This window comes from Amycolatopsis sp. DG1A-15b (assembly GCF_030285645.1).
GTDB lineage: Bacteria > Actinomycetota > Actinomycetes > Mycobacteriales > Pseudonocardiaceae > Amycolatopsis.
Genome location: NZ_CP127296.1, coordinates 2,156,700 through 2,176,304 on the forward strand (window position 1 = coordinate 2,156,700; position 19,605 = coordinate 2,176,304).

Here is a 19,605-nt window from a genome sequence, read left to right on the forward strand (position 1 = left end):
ATACCACTACAGATCGGCCCGGTTCGCCGTGCAGTGACGCTGTGTCAGAGGTCGAGCACCAGCCGCGGCGAGCAGGACCGCGACACACACAGCATCATCACCTCGTTCTCCAGCCGCTCGTCCGCGGTGAGCACCGAATCCCGGTGGTCCGGGGTTCCGCCGAGCACGCCCGTCTCGCAGGTGCCGCACGTGCCCTCGCGGCACGACGACAGCACCGTCACCCCGGCTTCCTCGACGACCTCCAGGATCGACCGGTCCGCGGGCACCCGCAGCACCCGGCCCGAGCCGGCGAGCTCGACCTCGAACGCCGTGCGCGGACCCTCGTCCGGCTGAGCCGTGAAGCGCTCGACGTGCAGGTCGGCCGGTTCGAGCGCCTCCACCGCGGCCAGCAGCGGTTCCGGGCCGCAGCAGTACACCGCCGTGCCCGGCTTCACCCCGGCCAGCAGCGTCGGAAGGTCCAGCAGGCCGTGCTCGTCCTGGGGCCGGAACACGACCCGGTCGCCGTGGGAAGAAAGTTCCTCCATGAACGCCATCGACGCGCGGGTCCGGCCGCCGTAGACCAGCTGCCAGTCGCGGCCGGCCGCGGTGGCGCGGTCGAGCATCGGCAGGATCGGCGTGATGCCGATGCCGCCCGCGATGAACACGTACCGCTCGGCGTCCGCCAGCGCGAAGTGGTTGCGGGGGCCGTCCACCTCGATCCGGTCCCCGGCGGACAGCGAATCGTGCACGTACGCCGAGCCGCCGCGGCCGCCGGTCTCCCGCAGCACCGCGACCTGGTACGCCGACCTGTCCTCGGGGCTGCCGCACAGCGAGTACTGCCGCCGGAAACCGGGCAGCACGAGGTCGATGTGCGCTCCCGGCTCCCACGGCGGCAGTGGCTCGCCGCCGGGCGCGCGGAGCGTCAGCCGGACGACGCCGTCGGCGAGCTTTTCCTTGCGGTCCACCAGGAGTTCGCGGGTCATGAGTGTCCTTCGGGGTGGGCGAGCAGCCAGTCCCACAGCTGCACGGGGTCTTCGAACTCGCGCTCGGCGCCGCAGTGGCAGACCGCGTGCAGGCGGTCGGTGCCGAGGACCCAGTGGATCCGGTAGACGCGGTCGCCGGTGAGCATCGGCCGGGTCACGACGTCACCGGCGCGGCCATCCGCTGCAGCATCCGGCGGGCCGCGAGACCGCCGGTGTCGATGTTGATCGACAGCTCCTGGTACCCCGCCGATTCCGCGGCGATCACCCGCTCCAGGACGTCGAGGGCTTCGACGTCCTGCAGCACCACCGTGCGGTTGTTCTCCGCGAGGAACGCCGAAACACCTTCGTCGTCGAGGGCGAAGTCCCGCGCCACGGCCCAGAAGTCGTGCGTGGAGTGTTCGGTCTCGGGCGTGATCGCGTAAACGACCTCGACGTGGAAGGCGTCCGGGTCGCTGCCGTCCGGGTTCGGCACGGACCCCACCGGCGCGATGCGGCTGTGCAGCTTGTACAGGCACGGCGGGGTGTACTCGATGTCCTGCCAGCGCGTGATGCGGCCCTCCAGCCCGGTCGACTTGGCGTAGAAGGGCGGGCACGCCGCGTCGGCCATGTGCCGTGAGACGTAGACGATGCCGGCCTCGTCGTCGACCTCGGTCGTGATCGGCGTTTCGGCGACCTCCGGCGTGCCGATGTAGCCGCCGTGCAGGTAGGTCTCGTGGGACAGGTCCAGCAGGTTGTCCACCAGCAGCGAGTACCGCGCCTTGAGCGGCTCCATCCCGCAAACCGTGGTGTAGTCCGGGGAGTCGAGCCAGGGCGCCCGCGGAATCAAAGCAGCGTCGGCTTTCGCCGGGTCGCCGATGAACACCCAGACGAAGGAGTCCTGCTCCACCAGCGGATAGCGCGTCAACCGCGCGGACCGCGGCACCCGGGTCTGCCCCGGCACGGCCACGCACTTGCCGTCCACGCCGTAGGTGAACCCGTGGTAGCCGCAAACGACCTGGTCGTCGACCAGCCGCGAAGGCGCCTGCGACAACGGGAACCGCCGGTGCACGCACCGGTCGGCCATCGCGGTGACGCTCCCGTCGCGGGTCCGCCAGAACAGGATGGGCTCGCCGCAGATCGTGCGGCTGAACAGCTCGGTGCCGATCTCGGAGCCGTAGGCGGCGACGTACCACTGGTCGCGGGGGATGGCGCTCATCGGAGTCCTCTCGTGGCGGGAGCCGTGTCCGGGCTCACAGACTCCGCCGGAGACGACGCCGTCACGAAGGGCTATTTCATAAGATGGAAAGCGCTCGTGAGATCGCGCGGGCGCTGGTCATCACCAGCGGGGCCAGCGCGTGCGGCGAGACGCTCCCGTACCGCACGACCAGCGACACCGCGGCCACCACGCGGCCCCGCGCGTCGTGGATCGGCGCGCCGACCGACAGCGCGTCCAGGGTGACCTGGCGCTCGCTGATGGAGAACCCGTGCGTCCGGACGTCGGCCAGCAGGTGCCGCACCCGGTCCGGGTCGGTCACGGTCTCGCTGGTGTACCGGTCGATCGGGCGGCCGAGGACGTCCTCCTGCACCTCGGCGGGGGCGTGGGCGAGCAGGACCAGCCCGACGCCGGTCGCGGTCAGCGCGAACCGGCCGCCGACGCGGGTCAGCACCGGCACCGCCCCGGTTCCGGCGATCCGCTCGATGTACACCACCTCGGTGCCTTCGCGGACGGCCAGCTGGACGTTTTCGCGGGTGATCTGGGAGAGGTCCTCCAGGAACGGCAGGGCGAGTTCCCGCAGGCCCAGGCCCCGCGGGGCGAGCGAGCCCAGCTCCCACAGCCGCAGCCCGACCCGGTAGACGCCGGTTTCGTCGCGCTCCAGCGCGCCCCACTCGCAGAACTCCCGCAGCAGCCGGTGCACGGTCGCGGCCGGCAGCCCGGTCCGGCGCGCGACCTCGCTCAGCCGCAGCGCCGGCCGGTCCGGTGAGAACGCCTCGAGCACCCGCAGCGCGCGTCCCAGCACCGGTCCGGTGGCACCGGGAAGGCGACCTCGGTGCGGCACGGCGACCTCCGGCGGGTGTGGCTCAGAGGTCCACTATGCCCCGCGCCGCCCGGCGCGCGGCGGTGGCGTCCCGGCGTTCCTCGAACCGGGACGCCTGGGTGTCGAGCCCCTTGATGAACGTGGCCAGTTCCTCCCGCGCGGCCTCGCCGACCGCGCCGAGGCCGGTCAGGTCGAAGACCTTCCAGTACCGCAGCAGCGGCTGGACGACGTCGTCGTGGTGGATGCGCAGGTCGTAGATGCCGGCCTTGGCCATCAGCGCGGCCTTGCGCTGGAAGCTCGGGATCACCGCGCCCGGCATCGCGAAGTTCAGCACCTCGTCGGTGATCGCGCGCATCATCGCGTCGGGCGAGATCTCCAGCGCCGCCTTGACGAGGTTGCGGTAGAAGACCATGTGCAGGTTCTCGTCCGTGGACACCCGGGCGAGCAGCCGCTCGGCCAGCGGGTCCTGGGTGTAGCGGCCGGTGTTGCGGTGCGAAAGCCGGGTCGCCAGCTCCTGGAACGAGACGTACGCGCAGACGTTCAGCAGCGGCTTGTCGCCGGTGTCGTAGCCCGCCTGCATGGTCTCCATCCGCATCCGCTCCAGCTCGACGGGGTCGACGGCGCGGGTGACCAGCAGGTAGTCGCGGATGCAGATGCCGTGGCGGCCCTCTTCGGCCGTCCACCGGTGCACCCAGGTGCCCCACGCGCCGTCGCGGCCGAAGGCGCGCTCGATCTCGCGGTGGTAGCTGGGCAGGTTGTCCTCGGTGAGGAGGTTGACCTCCAGGGCGGTCCGGGCGATCGGGGTCACCCGGGACTGCTCCGGATCCCACGCTTCCCCGCCCAGCTCGGCGAAGTCGCGTCCCTGGCTCCAGGGGACGTACTCGTGCGGCATCCACTCCTGGGCGGCGGCGAGGTGCCGGTTCAGGTTCTCTTCGACCGTGCCTTCCAGCTCGTGCAGCAGGCGGGTGGTTTCGGGGACCGGCATGGGACGTCCTTCCGTACCTACGCAACCGTAACTTACGGAGCCGTAGGATACGACAACGGAGCCGGGCGTCGCGTGGTTCCCGGAGCTCAGTGCGTGGCTACCACCAGGTCGAAGACATAGTCCTTGAGGAGGGGCCCGAAGAAACTGTGCGCGGTGATTCGCACCACAGATCGCCCGGGCACCCCGTGAGCCTGGCGGAGGATCTCGCACTTCGCGCCCGCGTCGGCGGGCACGACCTTCGTGATTTCCGGTGACGTACCGGCCGCCATCGGGATGGTGTACGACGGCGCGCCGGCGTCGAAGCCGCCGAACGTCCGGCCGCCGACCACGATCTTGATCGAGAGCGGCCCGTCCGTCGGGACGGGAAGGCCGTTGAACTCCTGCCAATAGCGCACGCAGGTGTCGCGCCAGGTGCCCGCGTCGGCCTCGTGGGCGGCGAGCTTGGCCTTCACCTCGGCGAAGCGCCGCGCGTCGACGTGGGGTTCGAGCGAGTCCCAGGCCTGGCGCATCCACGACACGTAGTGGACGCCCGTCTGGTAGCGGTACACCAGTTCGTCCCAGAAGATCCGGCCGTTGCGCAGCCGCCGGTCCCACGGCACGTGGTGGAACCACATCAGCAGGTTTTCGGGGACGGTCTCGATGTCGGCGTACCGGGCCGCGAGCACCGGGAAGTACTGCGCGGTGAAGCCGCTGCCGGTGGGGGAGCGGTCGTAGCCGAGGCCGGTGCGGTCGGCCCGGTTGTAGTACACCGGGCTCCAGTCGTCCCGCGCCAGCCGTTCGGCGGGGTTGGGGCCGTAGTGGTCGCTGGACCGGAACTGGTGCGCGACGCCGAGCGGGGTCTGGTAGCTGACCAGCGCCTCCCGGGAGCCCATCATCATCGTCACGATCGTCCGGACGGCGAAGTCGCGGTTGCTCCAGGTCAGCCGGACCCAGTCTTCGGCGATGCCGCGGGCGTCCAGGGTCCAGTCCCACGCCAGCCTGCCGAAGGCGTACAGGTTCGCCTGCGCGAAGTGGTGCCCGGTCAGGTTGCCCGCATTCCCGAAGTTGGCCACGCCGACGATGGCGCTGTCCGGGTGGCCCTGGGCCGTGCCGTCCACGACGTGGCCCACCAGGCGCTTCTTCAGCAGCCGGCCGTGTTCGTCGGTGGCGAACGTGTCGGACTTGAGGACCTCTTCCCACAGCGGGCCGAGGTAGCACAGCATCGTGTTCTGCCCGGTGTACTCCTGGGTGACCTGCAGTTCCAGGGCCTGGTTGGTGTGTTCCATCCGGCCGAAGAGCGGATTGGCCGGCTCCCGGGCCTGGTAGTCGAGCGGGCCGTTCTTGGTCTGCAGGAACACGTTCCCGGCGAACCGGCCCTTCGTGCCGTCGGGCTGGGGCTCCTCGTCGATGGGGCCGAACTCCAGGTAGGCGCGCTTCAGCCGGTCCGCGTCCACGTCGGCGTTGTAGACGAAGGTCCGCCAGAAGATCCGCATCCCGAGCGGCGCCACCGCCGCCGCCATCCCGTTGGCGCCGTCACCGTGGTCGTAGCCCAGGTCCTGGGGACCCGGCTGGCCCTCGGAATTGGCTTTGACGGTGAACCCCATGAAGTCGGGGATCGCGGCCTGCAGCTGCCGGGCCCGGCGGTTCCACCAGCCCTGGAACTGCGCGCTGTAGGGATCCAGCTGTTCGCGGGTAAGGGTGTCGGGCGCGAACCGGGCGTCCGTCGGGGCCGCGTAGTTGATGGAGACGGCCAGCTTGATCCCGTACGGGCGCAGCGCGTCCGCCAGCGCGGCTTCCTGCTCGATGGCGGCCGGGGTGAGGTAGAAGCTGTTGGCGTTGACGTTGTTGATCGTGATGCCGTTGATGCCGACGGATGCCATCGCTCGCGCCGCCACCAGGTACCGGTCGAGGATCACCGGCAGGTTCAGCCCGGCGGACGCGCCGGTGGCGGTGAAGTCGAAGATCGCGCCGGTTTCGCCGTTCAGCCCGCCGGTTCCGGCCGGGTTGTTCCCGGCGTAGAGGCGCTCGGTCTCCCAGTAGTTCAGGTACCGGTGGTTGATCCGGGGGACCGACGAAACGTCCAGGCCGGTGACGGGCTGCTGGGCCTGCAGCCGCCGGAGGAAGGCGAACGTCCCGTACAACGCGGCGACATCGGTGTTGCCGGCGATGACGACGGCCCGGTGCCCGCCCCGCGACAGCGAGCGGATGAGGTACCCGTCGCTACCGAGCGGCGCCAGGTCGCGCGGGGGAACGAGCCGGCGCACCAGTGACGAGCTGTCCGGGGTGCCCACGACCACCGCGTGGTCGGGAAACCCGCCCTGCACCGGCACGGGCCGTCCCAGCAGCCCGCCGAGGCCACGGGCGAGTTCGTCCCGCGCCGCTTCCAGGGTGCTTCGCACCAGGTGCTCGGTGGAGCCGGGGGCCATGCTCAGGTTCGCGGTGTGGCGGTGGACCGGGGTCCGGCCGGCGTTCTCGACGACGATCGCGCCGAGCGCGGCCCGGTACCGGGCGAGGAGACCGGGATCGGCGACCCGCTCGTAGCGCAGCCACAGGTCCGAGCCGTCGTAGTCGCCCGGGAACGGGCCCGGGGGACTCGCCTGCGCCGGAACGGCACCGAACATCGAGGTGGCCACGGCAGCTCCGCTGCCGATCAGGAAGGAACGCCGGCGCAACCGGCTCTGCTCGTTCTCGTCGCTGGAAGACACCGCGCCCCCATCGTGTTCACGAGTATTTAGTTCGGTTCTCGCACTATTGCGGGCGTGGTCCGCGCTGTCAAGAATTGGCGATATACCAGGGAATTCTCGAAAGTTTCGGCGAACGTCCGGCGTGTCGGGGACGGCGTGCTCCGGCCCGGATGATCGGCCGTGTCAGACTTCGCGGCGATGCTCACCCCAGCCGATCTCGCCGACCTGCTCGACTGCGAGCACCGCAGCATCCTCGTCCAGGCGCTGGCGGCGGGCCTGCCGGGCGCGCCGCGGCCCGCGCCCGCCGAGCCGGACACGCGGCGCGGGCACGCCACGGCGATGCTCGCCGGATTCCGCGCCGGCGGCCGCGAGGTCGCCGAGATCGACGTCCAGGACACCGCCCTCGCCGCGAAGGCGACGGAAGAGGCGTTGCGGACCGGCGTCCCGGTGATCCACCGGGCCGTCTTCCTCGACGGCGAGTTTTCGGCGCAGGCGGACTTCCTGGTCCAGGACGGCGAAGGCCGCTACGAGGTCTACGACGCGAAGCCGGTCCGGCAGGCGACGCCGGCGGCGGTGGTCCAGCTGACGGCGTGCGCCGACGCGATCGCCCGCGCCGGCCGGCCGGCCGGGCCGCACCTGCACCTCCGGCTGACCGACGGCGGCACCCGGACGCTGCGCGTCGAGGACTTCCGGCCGCTGGTGGACCGGCTGCGGACCCGGCTGGCGCACCGGCCGCCGCGGCTGCCGGTGCCGCTGTGGGCCGACGAACGCCCGGCCTGTGCCGGCTGCGGGTTCGCCCGGCACTGCGCGGCCGGGCGGGAAGCCGACCGGGACCTCTCGCTGGTGGCCGGGATGCGCGGCGACCAGCGCCGCAAGCTGGTCGCCGCCGGGCTCGGCTCGATCGACGCGCTGGCCGCGGCCGGCCCGGCCGACCGGCCGCGGGACCTGTCCGTGACGGCGTTCGCGACCTTGCGGGCCCAGGCCGCGCTGCAGGTCCGCCAGGACACCACCGGCGAGGTCGCCTACGAGGTCGTCGACCCGGACGAGCTGGCCGCCCTGCCGGCCCCCGCGCCGGGCGACGTGTTCGTGGAGCTGGCGGGCGATCCGCACGCCCTCGCCGGCGAGGGGCTCGAGTACCTGTTCGGCGCGGTCGGCGACCGCGAGTTCACGCCGTTCTGGGCGCACAGCCGCGCCCAGGAACGGCGGGCGTTCGAGGAGTTCGTCGATTTCGCCGCGGCGCGCGTCGCCGAACACCCGGGCTCGCACGTCTACCACTACGCGCCCTACGAGGTCACCGCGATCAAGCGGCTCGCGGCGGTGCACGGCACCCGCGAGGAGACCGTCGACCACCTGCTGCGCAGCGGCGCGGTGGTGGACCTGCACGCGGTCGTGCGCAAGGCGCTGCGCGTCTCGCAGCGGTCGTACTCGATCCGCCACCTCGAGCCGCTCTACCAGCCCGGCGCCCGCGCGAAGACCGCCGTGTCCGACGTCGAGGTCTACGAGGAGTACCTGGCGCTGGCGCAGTCCGGCGAGCCGGAACGCGCCGACGAAGTCCTGCGCCGCATCGGCGAGAACACCGAGGACGACTGCGTCTCCGCGCAGCGGCTGTTCGCGTTCCTGCACCGGGTCCGCGCCGGCGCGGGCATCGAGGTGCCGGAGCCGGCGGAGGAATCCGCCGAAGACGCGCTGCTGCGCGCGGCCGAGGAGGACGTCGCCGCCGAGCGCCGCGCCGAACGGGCCGCGCAGCTGGCCGCGCTGGTCGACCCCCTGCTCGACGGGCTGCCGGACGACCCGGGCCACTTCACCGCCGACGAGCGGGCCCGTGCGCTGCTGGCGGCGTCCGTGGGCTACCACCGCCGCGAGACGAACCCAGCGTGGTGGGAGTACTTCCGCCAGCTGGCCGCCCCGCTCGGCGACCTCGAGGTGGACACCGCCTGCGCCGTGCCGGTCTCGCTGGAAGCGGGGGAGTGGGTGCCTCCGGCCGGGCGGGCGCGCACCGCGAAGCGGACGCTGCTGCTCGCGTGCGACCCCGACCGGCCGCACCCGTTCGCCCCCGGTGACGACGTGCGGCTGCGCTACGGCGACACCGCCCGCGACGCGAAGGTCGTCGCCGCGTCGGCCGTCGAGCTGACGCTGGAGGAGAGCAGCCCGCCGGACGCCACCACGAACGACCGGCCGAGCGCGGTGCTGCCGGGCAGCCCGGTGCGTCCGGCACCCAAGGACGAGGCGGTCGCCGACCTCGCGCGCCTGGTCGTCGACGCCCTCCCGGAGCTGCCGCGGCACCCCGGCGTCGACCTGCTCCGGCGCACGCCGCCCCGGCTGCGCGGCGGCGCGGCGCTGCCGGAGCCGGGCGAGGACCTGGTCGCCACGGTGATCGAAGCGGTCGACGCGCTCGACGGTTCGGCGCTCGCCGTCCAGGGACCGCCGGGGGCGGGCAAGACCTACCTCGCCGGCCGGCTCATTGCCCGTCTCGTGCGGGCGGGGCGGACCGTCGCGGTCACCTCGACCAGCCACAAGGCCGTGGAAAACGTGCTGAGCGCGGCCAAGAAGAGCGCGCCGGAGCTGCCGTGCGCCAAGCGCGCGAAGAAGACGGCGGACTCGGCCGCGCCGTGGGACCAGCCGAAGAGCAACCCGGCGCTGGTGAAGTGGCGCGAGGAGCACGACACCGGGCACCTGGTCGGCGGGACGGCGTGGACGTTCGCCAACGCCGCGGTCCGCGAGGAGCCCTTCGACCTGCTGATCATCGACGAGGCCGGCCAGTTCGCCCTCGCCGACGCGCTCGCGGTGTCGATGTGCGCGAAGAACGTCCTGCTGCTCGGCGACCCGCAGCAGCTGCCCCAGGTGGTGCAGGGCACGCACCCGGCGGGCGCCGAGGCCTCGGCGCTGGGTCACCTGATCGGGGACGCCGACATCATGCCGGCGTCGCTCGGGTACTTCCTCGACGAGACGCGGCGCATGCACCCGGCCGTCTGCGAACCGGTGTCGAACCTGTCCTACGCCGGCCGGCTGCACGCCCACCCGTCGGCCGCGGACCGCGCCCTCGACGGTGTCGCGGCGGGGCTGTACCTGGCCGAGGTGGAGCACCAGGGCAACACGACCCGCTCGGTGGCGGAAGCCGCCGAGGTGGTGCGGCTCGTGTCCGAAGTGCACGGTCGCCTGTGGACGGACCACGGCCCGGCGCGGCCTTTGGGCGACCACGACATCCTCGTCGTCGCGCCCTACAACCTGCAGGCGCGCACGGTGACCCGGGCGCTGGAGGAGGCCGGGTTCCCGGGGGTCCGGGTGGGCACGGTCGACCGCTTCCAGGGCCAGGAGGCACCGGTGGTGATCGCGACGATGACGTCGTCGTCGGCGGTCGACCTGCCGCGCGGCCTCGACTTCCTGCTGTCGCGCAACCGGCTGAACGTGGCGCTGTCGCGGGCGCAGGCGCTGGCCGTCCTGGTGTGTTCGCCCAGGCTCGTCGAGGCGGACATCCGGACGGTGGACCAGATGCGCCTGGTCGCGGGCATGATCGGCCTGATGACGGCGGCGCGGCCGTGGCCGGCCGGTCAGCTGGGTGGTTCGATTTCCCCGGCGTCCTCGTCGACGTCCTGAGAGCCGGGCTGCTTCCGCTGCCGATCGGCTTCGGGGATTTCCACGTCGAGGTCGAGCTCCGGGGTACCGGGCGGGGCCGGCGCGTCGGGGGTCAGGGGGCGGTTCTCGGATTCGCTCATGGGACGCGGTTACCCCGGCGGGCGGTGATCGAAGCCCGCGGTCCTCAGGCGGGGTTGCGGGGTGCGGCCGGGTCTTCGCCCGCGAGTTCGGCGGGGGCCAGGTCGTCCAGGGGCTCCCAGCGGAACACCCCGGCACCCTGGGCGTAGGTCAGGTGGCCGCCGAGCGCGCCACCCACGCTCGTCACGGCCAAGCCCAGCGCGCCGAGGAGCCGCCCGTCGTGGCCACCGCGGCGGGCCAGGTAGGACGCGCCGAACAGCGCCGTCGCCGCGGCGTTGGCGGCCGCGTGCACCAAGCCGACCCGGCGTTGCCGCACGTTCAGGCCCGAATAGTCGGCCAGGCCCGGCACCATCGCCGCCGGGGCGGCCAGCAGGCCGATCGCGATCAGGCGGCGCGCCGCGTCCCGGCCGTCCGGGAGCACGTCGAACACCGCCGAGCACAGCCAGGCGCCGAGGGGAACCGTCACCGCGAGCGGGTGCAGCGGGTGACCGAGCCCCTGGCCGCGCAGCTGCCGTGCCACGGCGCCTTCGGCGAATCCGGCCACCCACCGCTCGAGCCCGGTGGCCGGAGCGTCGAGCACCTGGGCGTCCTCGGCTTTCCGCAGCACCCGGTGCGCCCACGCGGGCTTCGACCGGGCGTGACCGTCGCGCGAGGGATCCATACCGCTGCGGCTACCCCGCCGCGCGCCGGTCAACCCTCAGCCGGTCGTGCGGTGCCGCCGGGACACCGCCGCGGTGAGCAGGTCGCCCGGCCGGGGCAGCGCGGCGGCCAGCCGGGTGAACGCGCTGCCCCGGAGCACCTTGCCGGGGTGGCTGCCGTGGACCCGGCCCGGTTCGTCCACCGCGGAGTCGACGTTGTCGGTTCCGTTGTCCGGCAAGGTGTTGCGGAAGCTGCGCGAACCAACCCGGCGCAGCGAAAGCAGGGCGTCGGTCAGCGCCGGGGAGAGCCGCTGCCCGAGGAAGAACCCGGCTGCGGCGCCGCCGACGGGGATTTCGCGGCGGGGGTGCGTGGAGGCGAACACGATGGTGTCGGCGACCGTCTCGGGCGCGTACACCGGCGGCGGGGGCTTCGGCAGCGCGCCGAGCTTGCTGCGCGCGTGTTCGAAGAACGGGGTGTCGATGGCGCCGGGGAGCACGGTGGTGACGGCGATCGGGGCGCCTTCCTGGGCGAGCTCGATGCGGAGGCAGTCGTAGAAGCCGCGCAGCGCGAACTTGCTGGCGGTGTAGGGCGCGTGCAGCGGCACCGCCCGCACGCCCTCGACCGAGGCCACGCCGATCACCGACCCGCCACCCGCGCGGCGCAAGGCGGGCAGCACCGCCCGCACGCCGTGGACGTGGCCCAGGAAGTTCACCCGCAGGACGCGGTCGAACTCTTCGTCGGTGATGTCTTCGACGCGGCCGAACACCGAAACGCCGGCGAGGTTCACCCAGGTGTCGATTCGCCCGAACTTCGCCTCGGTGGTGCGCACCAGCGCGCGCACGGCGTCCGGATCGGCGATGTCGGTGGGCACGGCCACGGCCGTCCCGCCCGCGCTCGCGATCTCCTCGACCAGCGTGTCGAGCGCCCGCGCGGTACGCCCGGCGCACACGACACGCGCTCCCCGGGCGGCGAAGGCGAGTGCCGTCGCGCGGCCGATCCCGCTCGACGCACCCATGAGCACGACCACCTGGTCGGCCACCGGTCGGGGCATGACGCCTCCTCGTGTTCGGGGTTCCGGAAGCACCGGGATACCGCCGCGGCCGGCGGACAAACGCGGGATGGCCGCCGCCGGGCGGTGTTTCGCCGTCGCGTCAGCGGGAAGCCCGGGGAACATGACCGAACCCGACCAGAGCTACGACCCGCCGCAGGACACCGGCGCCCCGGACGCCGTCGAGACGGACCCGGCCGCGCTGAACAGCGCCGAGGACCTCGACGAGGACCGGATCCGCGCCGACCCGCTCGAGGAGGGCATGGATCCCCCGGAACACTGGTCGGGCGTGACGAAGTACGGGATGACCCCGTGGGAGCAGGCCCACCCGCGGGGACTGGGCGACCGCATCGGCGAGGAAAACCCGGACCCGGCCGCGGAGATCCCGGCCGGCATCGACTCCCGCGCGGGAGCGCCGGAGGACCCGGACACGGGCGCGGAACCCGAGCAGCCGATCCAGCTGGAACCGGTCGAGGGCGACGGCCCGCCGGTCGACAGGGAGGCGGACGAGGTGGCCGTCGACGCGGGTTCGGCCGTGGCCGCCGGACCGGAGCAGGCCGCCTTGCACGTCGAAGAAGAACGCTGAACCGCCGGTCGCGGGGACGAATTCGGGCTCGCGCTGATCGTCGAGGTCCGGAGTAGCCGCCGAACGGGGGTGCCCCGCGCCGCCCGATGGTGATAAGCCTCTGCGCGTGACCATGGACACGATCGACCTGCACAGCATCAACCCGTGGGAGGTGTCCTTCCTGCGCGAGGAGGTCGGCGCCTACTTCGCCCACGGCGTCGAGCTCGCCCCGGGTGCGACCGTCCTCGACGTCGGCGCCAACATCGGCGTCTTCTCCGCGGCCGTGTACGAGCGGCTGGACGGCGACGTGCGGATCTACGCGTTCGAGCCGCTCCCGCCGCTGCACGCGACGCTGGAGCGCAACGGCCGCGACTTCTTCGGCGGCCGGCTGACCGCGTTGCCCTACGGGCTGGCGGCCGCCGAAGCCGAGCTCGACTTCAGCTACTTCCCGGCGGCGACCATCTTCTCGTCGTCGTGGCGGGACGCGGCGAACGTCGAGGACGAGCGGCGGCGGGTCACGGCCAGCGTCGTCGAGATGATCCGCCGCGGCGGGCTGGGTGCCGGGCTCCGCCGCGTGCCCGCGCCGATCCTGCGGGGGATCGTCGGGCGCAAGCTGAAGGTGATGCGGGAACTCGAGACCCACCGCGTCCGGGTCCGGCCACTGTCGGCGGTGCTCGACGAGCAGGGCATCGAGCACGTCGACCTGCTGAAGGTCGACGTCGAGGGCGCCGAGCTCGACGTGTTGCGCGGACTCGAAGACCGGCACTGGCCGCTGGTCCGCCAGGCGGTCGTCGAGGTCGAAGGGTGGCGGCGCCACCGCGACACCGTGCGCGAGGTCTTCACGACGCGGGGGTTCGCGGTCGAGGCCGTGCAGGACCCGGTTCAGGAGGCCGCCGACATCGGGATGGTGTTCGCGGTCCGCTAGACGAGTAGCGCCTGGGTCGGGGTGAGACCAGAGGTGTCCAAGATCGGTTTGTGACGACCGACCTGAACACCCTTGTCACCGCACTCTACGTCAAGATCGCCGACCATCTGGCCGGCAGGGGACGGATGGGCAGACCCCCTGGCTGACCGATTCGGAACTGGTGACTCTCGCGGTGGCCCACCCCTGCTCGGGATCGTCGACTCCACCCCGGCGGAATGCGGCCCGGTCCCGGCCCACAGTCAAACGCTCGGAGCTGGCCGGCTGGGCCAAATACGGCTTCTGCCGTTCACACTCCCGCTGGTTCTGGGGCCTGCGCCTGCCCTGATCTGCACCCGGCCGGGCGACCCGTCGCCTGGGCCCTAGCCGACCCGAAATCGACCAGCGGCCAGTACTCATGGCCATCGGCGACCACGAACCCCATCTGCTCGCCGACCGCCCCCGACTGCTGATCATCGCCGACAAAGGCCACGTCTCCCGCCAACTCGACCACTACCTCACCGAACGCGGGATCCGGCTGATCCGCCCGTCCTACCGCAACCGCGAACCCCATCCCGGCGAACCGCTGCTCAAGTCCATCCCCAGCTCTTCGAGTCGGTCAACGACACCCTCAAAGGCCAACTCGACCTGGAACAGCACGGGGGGACGCACCATCGAAGGCGTCGGAGCCCGCATCGCCCAACGCCTCCTGGTCCTCACCGCAGCCATCTGGCACAACCGCGCCACCAGCCAACCCATCACCCGGTCACTGACCGCCTACGACCACTGACCGGGGTTTCGCGGTCCGCTAGCGGCGGAGTTCGAGCCAGTCGAGGTTGATCGCGCCGGTGTCGCCCGGAGCGTAGGAAAGGGTCACCACCGGGTCCCGGCCGGTGAGCGGGATGTCGGCGAAGGTCGTGGTGCCCCAGGCGTCCCAGCTGTCGGAGACCTTCGGGAAGCCGACCTGCCGTACCGGCTGCCCGTCCACCGACAGGGTCATCGTCCGGGTGTCGTTGTTGGCGTTGGCGTACCGCACGGTGAAGGCCGCGCGTTCCGGCGCCGTCGTGGTGCGGTGCACGGTGAAGGACGACGACGCGCCCTGTGCCCAGAGGCCGTCGAGGAACGCGCGGCCCGAGTAGCCCGTGTGGTTCACGTTCGTCTTCACGCGGCCGGTGTTGCGGGCGTCCTCGGCTTCGAGGTGCGCCGGGTCGGGGCAGCCGCTCAGCGCGGCGGTCCCCGCGGTGTCCGCACAGCGGTCCTGGGCGTCGGGCACGCCGTCGCCGTCCCGGTCGCCGGCGGGCGCTCCGGTGAGGGCGATGTCGATCGTGTGGTCGCCGGTGAGCGTGTCCGGGATCGCGGCCGGGGCGGCCTGGCCGTCGACCTGGAACGACCGGATCGCGGAGCCCGCGCCGTGCAGGGCGATGGTGAGGTTCGCGCCGCGGTAGCGCAGGTGCCGCAGCGTGACGTCACCCCAGCCCGCCGGGAGGTGGGGCGCGAAGGACAGCCCGCGGTCGGTGAACGTCAGCCCGAACAGGCCGGTGTGGACCATGTCGAGGAACGCGGTGGCCGACCAGGTCTGGTCGGGTTCGGAACCCCAGTGGAACTTCACGGTGTCGCCCAGCCGCTGCCAGCCGCCGTCGACGACGCCGGTGGTCCCGTTGTGGATTTCCCAGAAGCCGCTGTTGTTGCCGGCCAGCTTGGCCAGGCGCGCGGTTTCCGAGGCGAACGCGTTCTGCTCGCCCTGCCCGGCCAGCGCTTTCGCCCACAGGCCCTGGACGAGCGGCCAGACGATGGCGTTGTGCCGACCGGGTTGCGCGTCGCTGTAGCGCGCCCAGGCCGGGAAGGTGTCGGGCATGCCCCAGGGCAGCTCTTGGGCGTGGCCGAGGATCGACCGCGCCTGCGCCGGGTTCGCGATGCCGAAGATCAGGGCGAACGCCAGCCCGGTGCCTTCCTGGAAGGCACCGCGGGAGCCGTCGGCGAGGAGCTGGTAGTCGTACCGGCCGGTGGCGGGGTTCCAGAACCGCTGGTTGATCGCCGCCCGCAGCGCGGCGGCCTTGTCCCGGTACCCGGCGATCTCCGCGGCCGGACGGCCCAGGTTCCCGGCCATGTTCGCGGCGTTGACGTAGGCGGCGTAGTAGAGCTCGTTGGTGCTGAGGTACATCCCGCTCGCCACCCCGGGCCACGGCATGCTCCCGGTGCTGACCGACTCGGTCGCGTCGGCCGGTGGCGCGGGGTAGCCGGCGATGCCGTCGTTGAAGAAGGACGCGCCGGTGAACAGGCCGTAGGTCGCGTTGAAGCCGGCCGTGGTGGCGTGTTCGCGGATCGTCAGCGTGCTCGTCGCCGTGCGGTAGGCGTTCCGGAGGAACTCCCGGTCGCCGGTGACGAGGTAGTGGTGCCAGGCGGCCGTGACCCAGACCACCTGGTCCCACTGCTGGTCGTCCTGCTGCACGCGCAGGGCGCCGCCGGCGTCCTTGTCGACCACCGCCCACAGCGTGTTCTTCGCCAGGGCCGGATCGAGCAGGCTGGTGGCGTTCCAGCTGTTGATCGACGCGTCGCGCGTCCACGGCTGGGCGTAGCCGCCGCCCGCGCGGACGATGCCGGTCGCCGGATCCAGCAGACCGCTCCGGTCGTAGCGTGCGTCGAAACCGATCGTGTTGGTGCGCAACAGGTTCTGCAGAGCGGCGGCGTAGGCGCCGCCGAACAGCGCTTGACTGTCCGGGTTGGCGAATTCGAGGGAAGGCGGTGCCGGGCTCGCCGTGGCCGGGGCGGCGCCGGCGAGGGTGCCGCACGCCGTCACCAGGGCGAGAAAGGCGTAGCCGATCCGCTGCGGGAAGCCGTTTTTCATGCGCGTACCCCTTTCGGCGCGGCCATTGCACCACGGAACGGCCGGTCCCTCTCCGGATACGGCCGGATCCTGTCCGGTTCTGTCCGCCACGGGGACGGGTGGCATCGTCACGCGCGGTGATCGGCAAATCCGGCCGTGCGCCATCCAGGTGGCAGGGCCCGGCTCCGCCGTTGCATACTGCTGCAATGGCGCGCAGGAACCCGGAGACCGCACGGTGAGTCCCCGTGAGGGGTCCCCACGCCCGAAATTCGGCCGGATCGACCCGTTCTGCCTGTTGGCGGTGTTGCCGGTACTGCTGGTCGCCGGCATTCTCGGCGCGCTCGTCCACATCGCGCTCGGCATCGGCTTCGCCGTGTTCGCGGGGTTGATCCTCCTGTTCGACTCCTGGGTCAACCGGCCCCGCCCGGTGCCCCAGGCCGACCGGCCGGCCCGGCCGGCCCGCCAGGCGCCCCCGCCGCCGCCCCGCGGACCTGCGCGAGCACCGGGCCGAGCACCGGCTCGGGCACCTCGCCCCCAGGACGGCCGCGGTCCGGCTCGTGCCCCGGTCCGGCGGGCGGGCCCGCCGCCCGCGGGACGGTGAGGCCCGGGTTGCCCGCCTGGCGGTGAAGGCCCGCTTGCGCGCCGGGCGGTGAGCCACCCAGGTCCGGACCGGCCGCCAGGGGCGCATGCCGCCGCGTCGCGCGCGGCAGGCTCGAATCACCGTGCGCACCGGGTTTCGTCGCGGACCCGAATCGCGCGACGGTCGCCATCGCTGCTTCGGCGCGTGCGCTGAGGTCGGTCGTGCGCGCGTTGCGGCCGAAGGCGAGGTCCGGCACCTCGAGCGTTTCGCCGGCGGTGGGGCCGCCTTCGCGGTGGGGCACCGCGAGTTCGCCGACTGCATCCGGGCCCGGCGGCGCGCCGCAGGCGCCTACCTGCCCCCTCGCCGTCACCGAACGCGGCGAGGGGTACGGCGACTTCCCGCAGCCCCGTTCCGGACCTGCGGGAAGTCCGGCCGGCCCCTCAGCCGCCGACGTGAATGCCGGGGCGGCGGGCCGGGTCCTTCTCGCTGCTGCGGATGATCTCCCGGACGACCGGTGCCGTGTCGCCGCGGCCGAGGAGCAGGTAGCGGAACAGGTGCCCGAGCGGATTGCCTTCGGACCACTCGAAGTAGCAGCGGGGACGGACGCCCGTCACATCGCGCAAGGTGAGCAGGATCGCGGCGATCGCGTTGGGCGCCGCGGGGCTGTTCGCGCGGAGGATCCGGTAGCCGTCGATCTCCACGCCGCGCACCTGGAGCACGTTGCTGAACTCCGACGGGTCCACGACGTCGATCTCGAGGAACAGGATGTCGGCGGCGCCGGGCACGGGGTTCATCCCGCGCTGTTCGGCTTCCTTCGCGGAATACTCGGCCTCGTCGCCGCCCTGCCGCTTGTTCGCGACGATGTTCAGGGCGCCGTCGTGGGCGAGTGAATCGGCGATGAACCGGCGCGCCTCGTCGTCGAACTCGATGCGGTCGGCGCGCAGCTCCGTCGTCCGCGAAACCCGGGAAACCAGCGAGACGACGATGATCCCGAGGATGAACAGGCCCGAAATGGCGATGCCGTCGGGCTTTTCGATGACGTTTTCGACGAGCGCGTACAGGAGGACGAGTGTGAGGACGACGAAGCCCGCGGCCGCGCCGCGCTGGCGCCGCCGGATCGCCGAGATGCTGACCGCGACCGCGCCGGAGACCATCATCGCCAGGATGCCGGTCGCGTAGGCGCCGGCCTGGGCGTTGACGTCGGCGCCGAACGCGATCGTGATGAGGATGCTGATCACCGTGTAGACGATGACGACCGGCCGGACGGCGCGCCCCCACTCCGGCGCCATGCCGTAGGACGGCAGGTACCGCGGGACGATGTTGATCAGCCCGGCCATCGCCGAGGCACCGGCGAACCACAGGATCAGCACGCTGCTGACGTCGTAGACGGTCCCGAAGAGCTCGCCGAGTTCGCGGTGGGCGAGGTAGGCCATCGCGCGGCCGTTGGCCTCGCCACCGTCCTTGAACGCCTCGGCGGGGATCAGCACGGTGGTGACGAAGCTCGTCGCGATCAGGAACACCGACATGATGAGCGCGGCGGCGGTCAGCAGCTTCCGCGTGTTGCGGATCCGGGATTCCAGCTTCTCCTCGCCGGTCTTCCCGTCCGCCGCAACCAGCGGCATCATGCTGACGCCCGTCTCGAACCCGGAGAGCCCCAGCACCAGCATCGGGAACGCGATGACGGCCGGGCCGAGGATCCCGCCGAACCCGCCACCGCCGGCGGTCAGCGCGTCGGTCCAGTGGGAGAGGGCGGTGGAATCGCCGAGCAGGTCGATCACGCCCGCCACCGTCACCACGGCGTTGAGCAGCAGGAAGACCGCGACCAGCGGGATGGCGACCCCGACGGCCTCGCTGAAGCCGAGCAGGAACACCCCGCCGAGGATCAGCAGCAGCACGACGGTGATCAACACGGCGTGGCCGTGCAGGAAGCCCGGCAGGTACGGGTTCTCCAGCATGTGCACGGTGGCATCCGCCGAGGACAGCGTGATCGTGATGATCCACGACGTGGCGACGAACCCGAGCAGGGTCAGGACGAAGAGCTTGCCGCGCCAGAACGGCAGCAGGTTCTCCAGCATCGCGACCGAGCCCTGGCCGTGCGGGCTTTCCCGGGCCACCCGGCGGTACATGGGCAGCATCCCGAACAGCGTCAGCGCGACGATCAGCAGCGTCGCCAGCGGCGAGAGCGCCCCGGCGGCGAGCGCGGCGATGCCGGGCAGGTAGGAGAGGGTGGAGAAGTAGTCGACGCCGGTCAGGCACATGACCTTCCACCAGGCCTGCGGCGTGCCGTGGTCCTCGCCGCCGGCGCGCCCGACCGGCGCGACCCGGTGCTCCAGCAGCCACCGCGCCACGGGCGAGGAGGGTGCCTGCGGCGGCGCCGGGCTGTCGACGCTCGCCGGAATGGTCAAATCGGGTGAAGCACCCATATTTCCCTCTCGTCCCCTCGGCTCGGAAAACACCGGTCATCAGCATGCCCGACCCCGGAATACCACCCCGCACGAGGTTCCACCCGGCCGCTCCGGTCCTCTTCGGACGCCGGCGACCTTCGGGGCGGGCGGCACCCGGAAGCCGGACGCGTGCCGGGTGGGTCGGTTCGGGCATCTCGCGTGATCGGGCGGTCATCTCGCGTGATCGGAGGGCCATCTCGCGTGATTGAAGGGGCGACACGGGAGGCGGGCCGGCTCGCCGTTTCGGTGAGCCCGAGCCCGGGTAGCC

At 72.3% G+C, this 19,605-nt stretch carries 15 protein-coding genes and 1 pseudogene; 4 read left to right on the top strand and 12 right to left on the bottom strand.

Annotated elements, in window-relative coordinates; all coding sequences use genetic code 11:
* Window positions 1-44 precede the first annotated feature (44 nt).
* The 6 genes from QRY02_RS09785 to QRY02_RS09810 form a co-directional block, all read right to left on the bottom strand.
* Window positions 45-962 carry a PDR/VanB family oxidoreductase gene (locus tag QRY02_RS09785; RefSeq protein WP_285991186.1) on the bottom strand — a complete coding sequence of 306 codons (918 nt, stop codon included), beginning with the start codon at window positions 960-962 and terminating at the stop codon, window positions 45-47.
* Window positions 959-1,120, bottom strand: a complete 162-nt coding sequence (locus QRY02_RS09790) for a hypothetical protein (RefSeq protein WP_285991187.1) — start codon at window positions 1,118-1,120, stop codon at window positions 959-961. The genes QRY02_RS09785 and QRY02_RS09790 overlap by 4 nt, the downstream gene beginning before the upstream one ends.
* Entirely contained in the window at window positions 1,117-2,157 is a 1,041-nt protein-coding gene (locus QRY02_RS09795) for a Rieske 2Fe-2S domain-containing protein (protein WP_285991188.1), read from the bottom strand. Before QRY02_RS09795 ends, QRY02_RS09790 begins: the two co-directional genes overlap by 4 nt.
* A gap of 76 nt (window positions 2,158-2,233) precedes the next feature.
* Window positions 2,234-2,959: an IclR family transcriptional regulator gene (locus QRY02_RS09800; RefSeq protein WP_285991189.1), complete on the bottom strand. Its 726-nt coding sequence runs from the start codon at window positions 2,957-2,959 to the stop codon at window positions 2,234-2,236.
* 61 nt (window positions 2,960-3,020) lie between these two features.
* Window positions 3,021-3,962: an acyl-ACP desaturase gene (locus QRY02_RS09805; RefSeq protein ID WP_285991190.1), complete on the bottom strand. Its 942-nt coding sequence runs from the start codon at window positions 3,960-3,962 to the stop codon at window positions 3,021-3,023.
* A gap of 86 nt (window positions 3,963-4,048) precedes the next feature.
* The gene (locus QRY02_RS09810; RefSeq protein ID WP_285991191.1) at window positions 4,049-6,646 is read right to left on the bottom strand and encodes an alpha-glucuronidase family glycosyl hydrolase; all 2,598 of its coding nucleotides are present in this window, start codon (window positions 6,644-6,646) and stop codon (window positions 4,049-4,051) included.
* Window positions 6,647-6,823: 177 nt separating this feature from the next.
* On the opposite strand from QRY02_RS09810, the gene QRY02_RS09815 reads away from it, so the two are divergent.
* Window positions 6,824-10,219, top strand: coding sequence for a TM0106 family RecB-like putative nuclease (locus QRY02_RS09815; RefSeq protein ID WP_285993806.1), 3,396 nt, complete (start codon window positions 6,824-6,826; stop codon window positions 10,217-10,219).
* Here QRY02_RS09815 and QRY02_RS09820 read toward each other — a convergent pair.
* Genes QRY02_RS09820 through QRY02_RS09830 form a run of 3 tightly spaced genes read right to left on the bottom strand, consistent with a single transcriptional unit; the run spans window position 10,174 to window position 12,026 of the window.
* Window positions 10,174-10,338, bottom strand: a complete 165-nt coding sequence (locus tag QRY02_RS09820) for a hypothetical protein (protein WP_285991192.1) — start codon at window positions 10,336-10,338, stop codon at window positions 10,174-10,176. The two genes, QRY02_RS09815 and QRY02_RS09820, sit on opposite strands and share 46 nt — an antisense overlap.
* Window positions 10,339-10,382: 44 nt before the next feature.
* Window positions 10,383-10,997 carry a DUF2231 domain-containing protein gene (locus tag QRY02_RS09825; RefSeq protein WP_285991193.1) on the bottom strand — a complete coding sequence of 205 codons (615 nt, stop codon included), beginning with the start codon at window positions 10,995-10,997 and terminating at the stop codon, window positions 10,383-10,385.
* A gap of 36 nt (window positions 10,998-11,033) precedes the next feature.
* Window positions 11,034-12,026 carry an SDR family oxidoreductase gene (locus QRY02_RS09830; RefSeq protein WP_285991194.1) on the bottom strand — a complete coding sequence of 331 codons (993 nt, stop codon included), beginning with the start codon at window positions 12,024-12,026 and terminating at the stop codon, window positions 11,034-11,036.
* A gap of 121 nt (window positions 12,027-12,147) precedes the next feature.
* On the opposite strand from QRY02_RS09830, the gene QRY02_RS09835 reads away from it, so the two are divergent.
* The 3 genes and pseudogenes from QRY02_RS09835 (at window position 12,148) to QRY02_RS48815 (ending at window position 14,279) form a co-directional block, all read left to right on the top strand.
* Window positions 12,148-12,609 carry a hypothetical protein gene (locus QRY02_RS09835; RefSeq protein WP_285991195.1) on the top strand — a complete coding sequence of 154 codons (462 nt, stop codon included), beginning with the start codon at window positions 12,148-12,150 and terminating at the stop codon, window positions 12,607-12,609.
* A gap of 112 nt (window positions 12,610-12,721) precedes the next feature.
* Entirely contained in the window at window positions 12,722-13,513 is a 792-nt protein-coding gene (locus QRY02_RS09840) for an FkbM family methyltransferase (RefSeq protein ID WP_285993807.1), read from the top strand.
* A 50-nt stretch (window positions 13,514-13,563) separates the two neighbouring features.
* Window positions 13,564-14,279, top strand: a pseudogene (locus QRY02_RS48815) (transposase).
* 18 nt (window positions 14,280-14,297) lie between these two features.
* Here the strand turns inward: QRY02_RS48815 and QRY02_RS09850 are convergent.
* The 3 genes from QRY02_RS09850 to QRY02_RS09860 form a co-directional block, all read right to left on the bottom strand.
* Window positions 14,298-16,334 carry an alpha-L-rhamnosidase-related protein gene (locus QRY02_RS09850; protein WP_285991197.1) on the bottom strand — a complete coding sequence of 679 codons (2,037 nt, stop codon included), beginning with the start codon at window positions 16,332-16,334 and terminating at the stop codon, window positions 14,298-14,300.
* A 389-nt stretch (window positions 16,335-16,723) separates the two neighbouring features.
* A complete protein-coding gene (locus tag QRY02_RS09855) occupies window positions 16,724-17,194 on the bottom strand; it encodes a hypothetical protein (protein WP_285991198.1) in 471 nt (156 codons plus the stop codon).
* A 139-nt stretch (window positions 17,195-17,333) separates the two neighbouring features.
* On the bottom strand, window positions 17,334-19,316 hold the full coding sequence (locus QRY02_RS09860; protein WP_285991199.1) for an APC family permease: 1,983 nt from the start codon (window positions 19,314-19,316) through the stop codon (window positions 17,334-17,336).
* Between the last annotated feature and the right edge of the window lie 289 nt (window positions 19,317-19,605).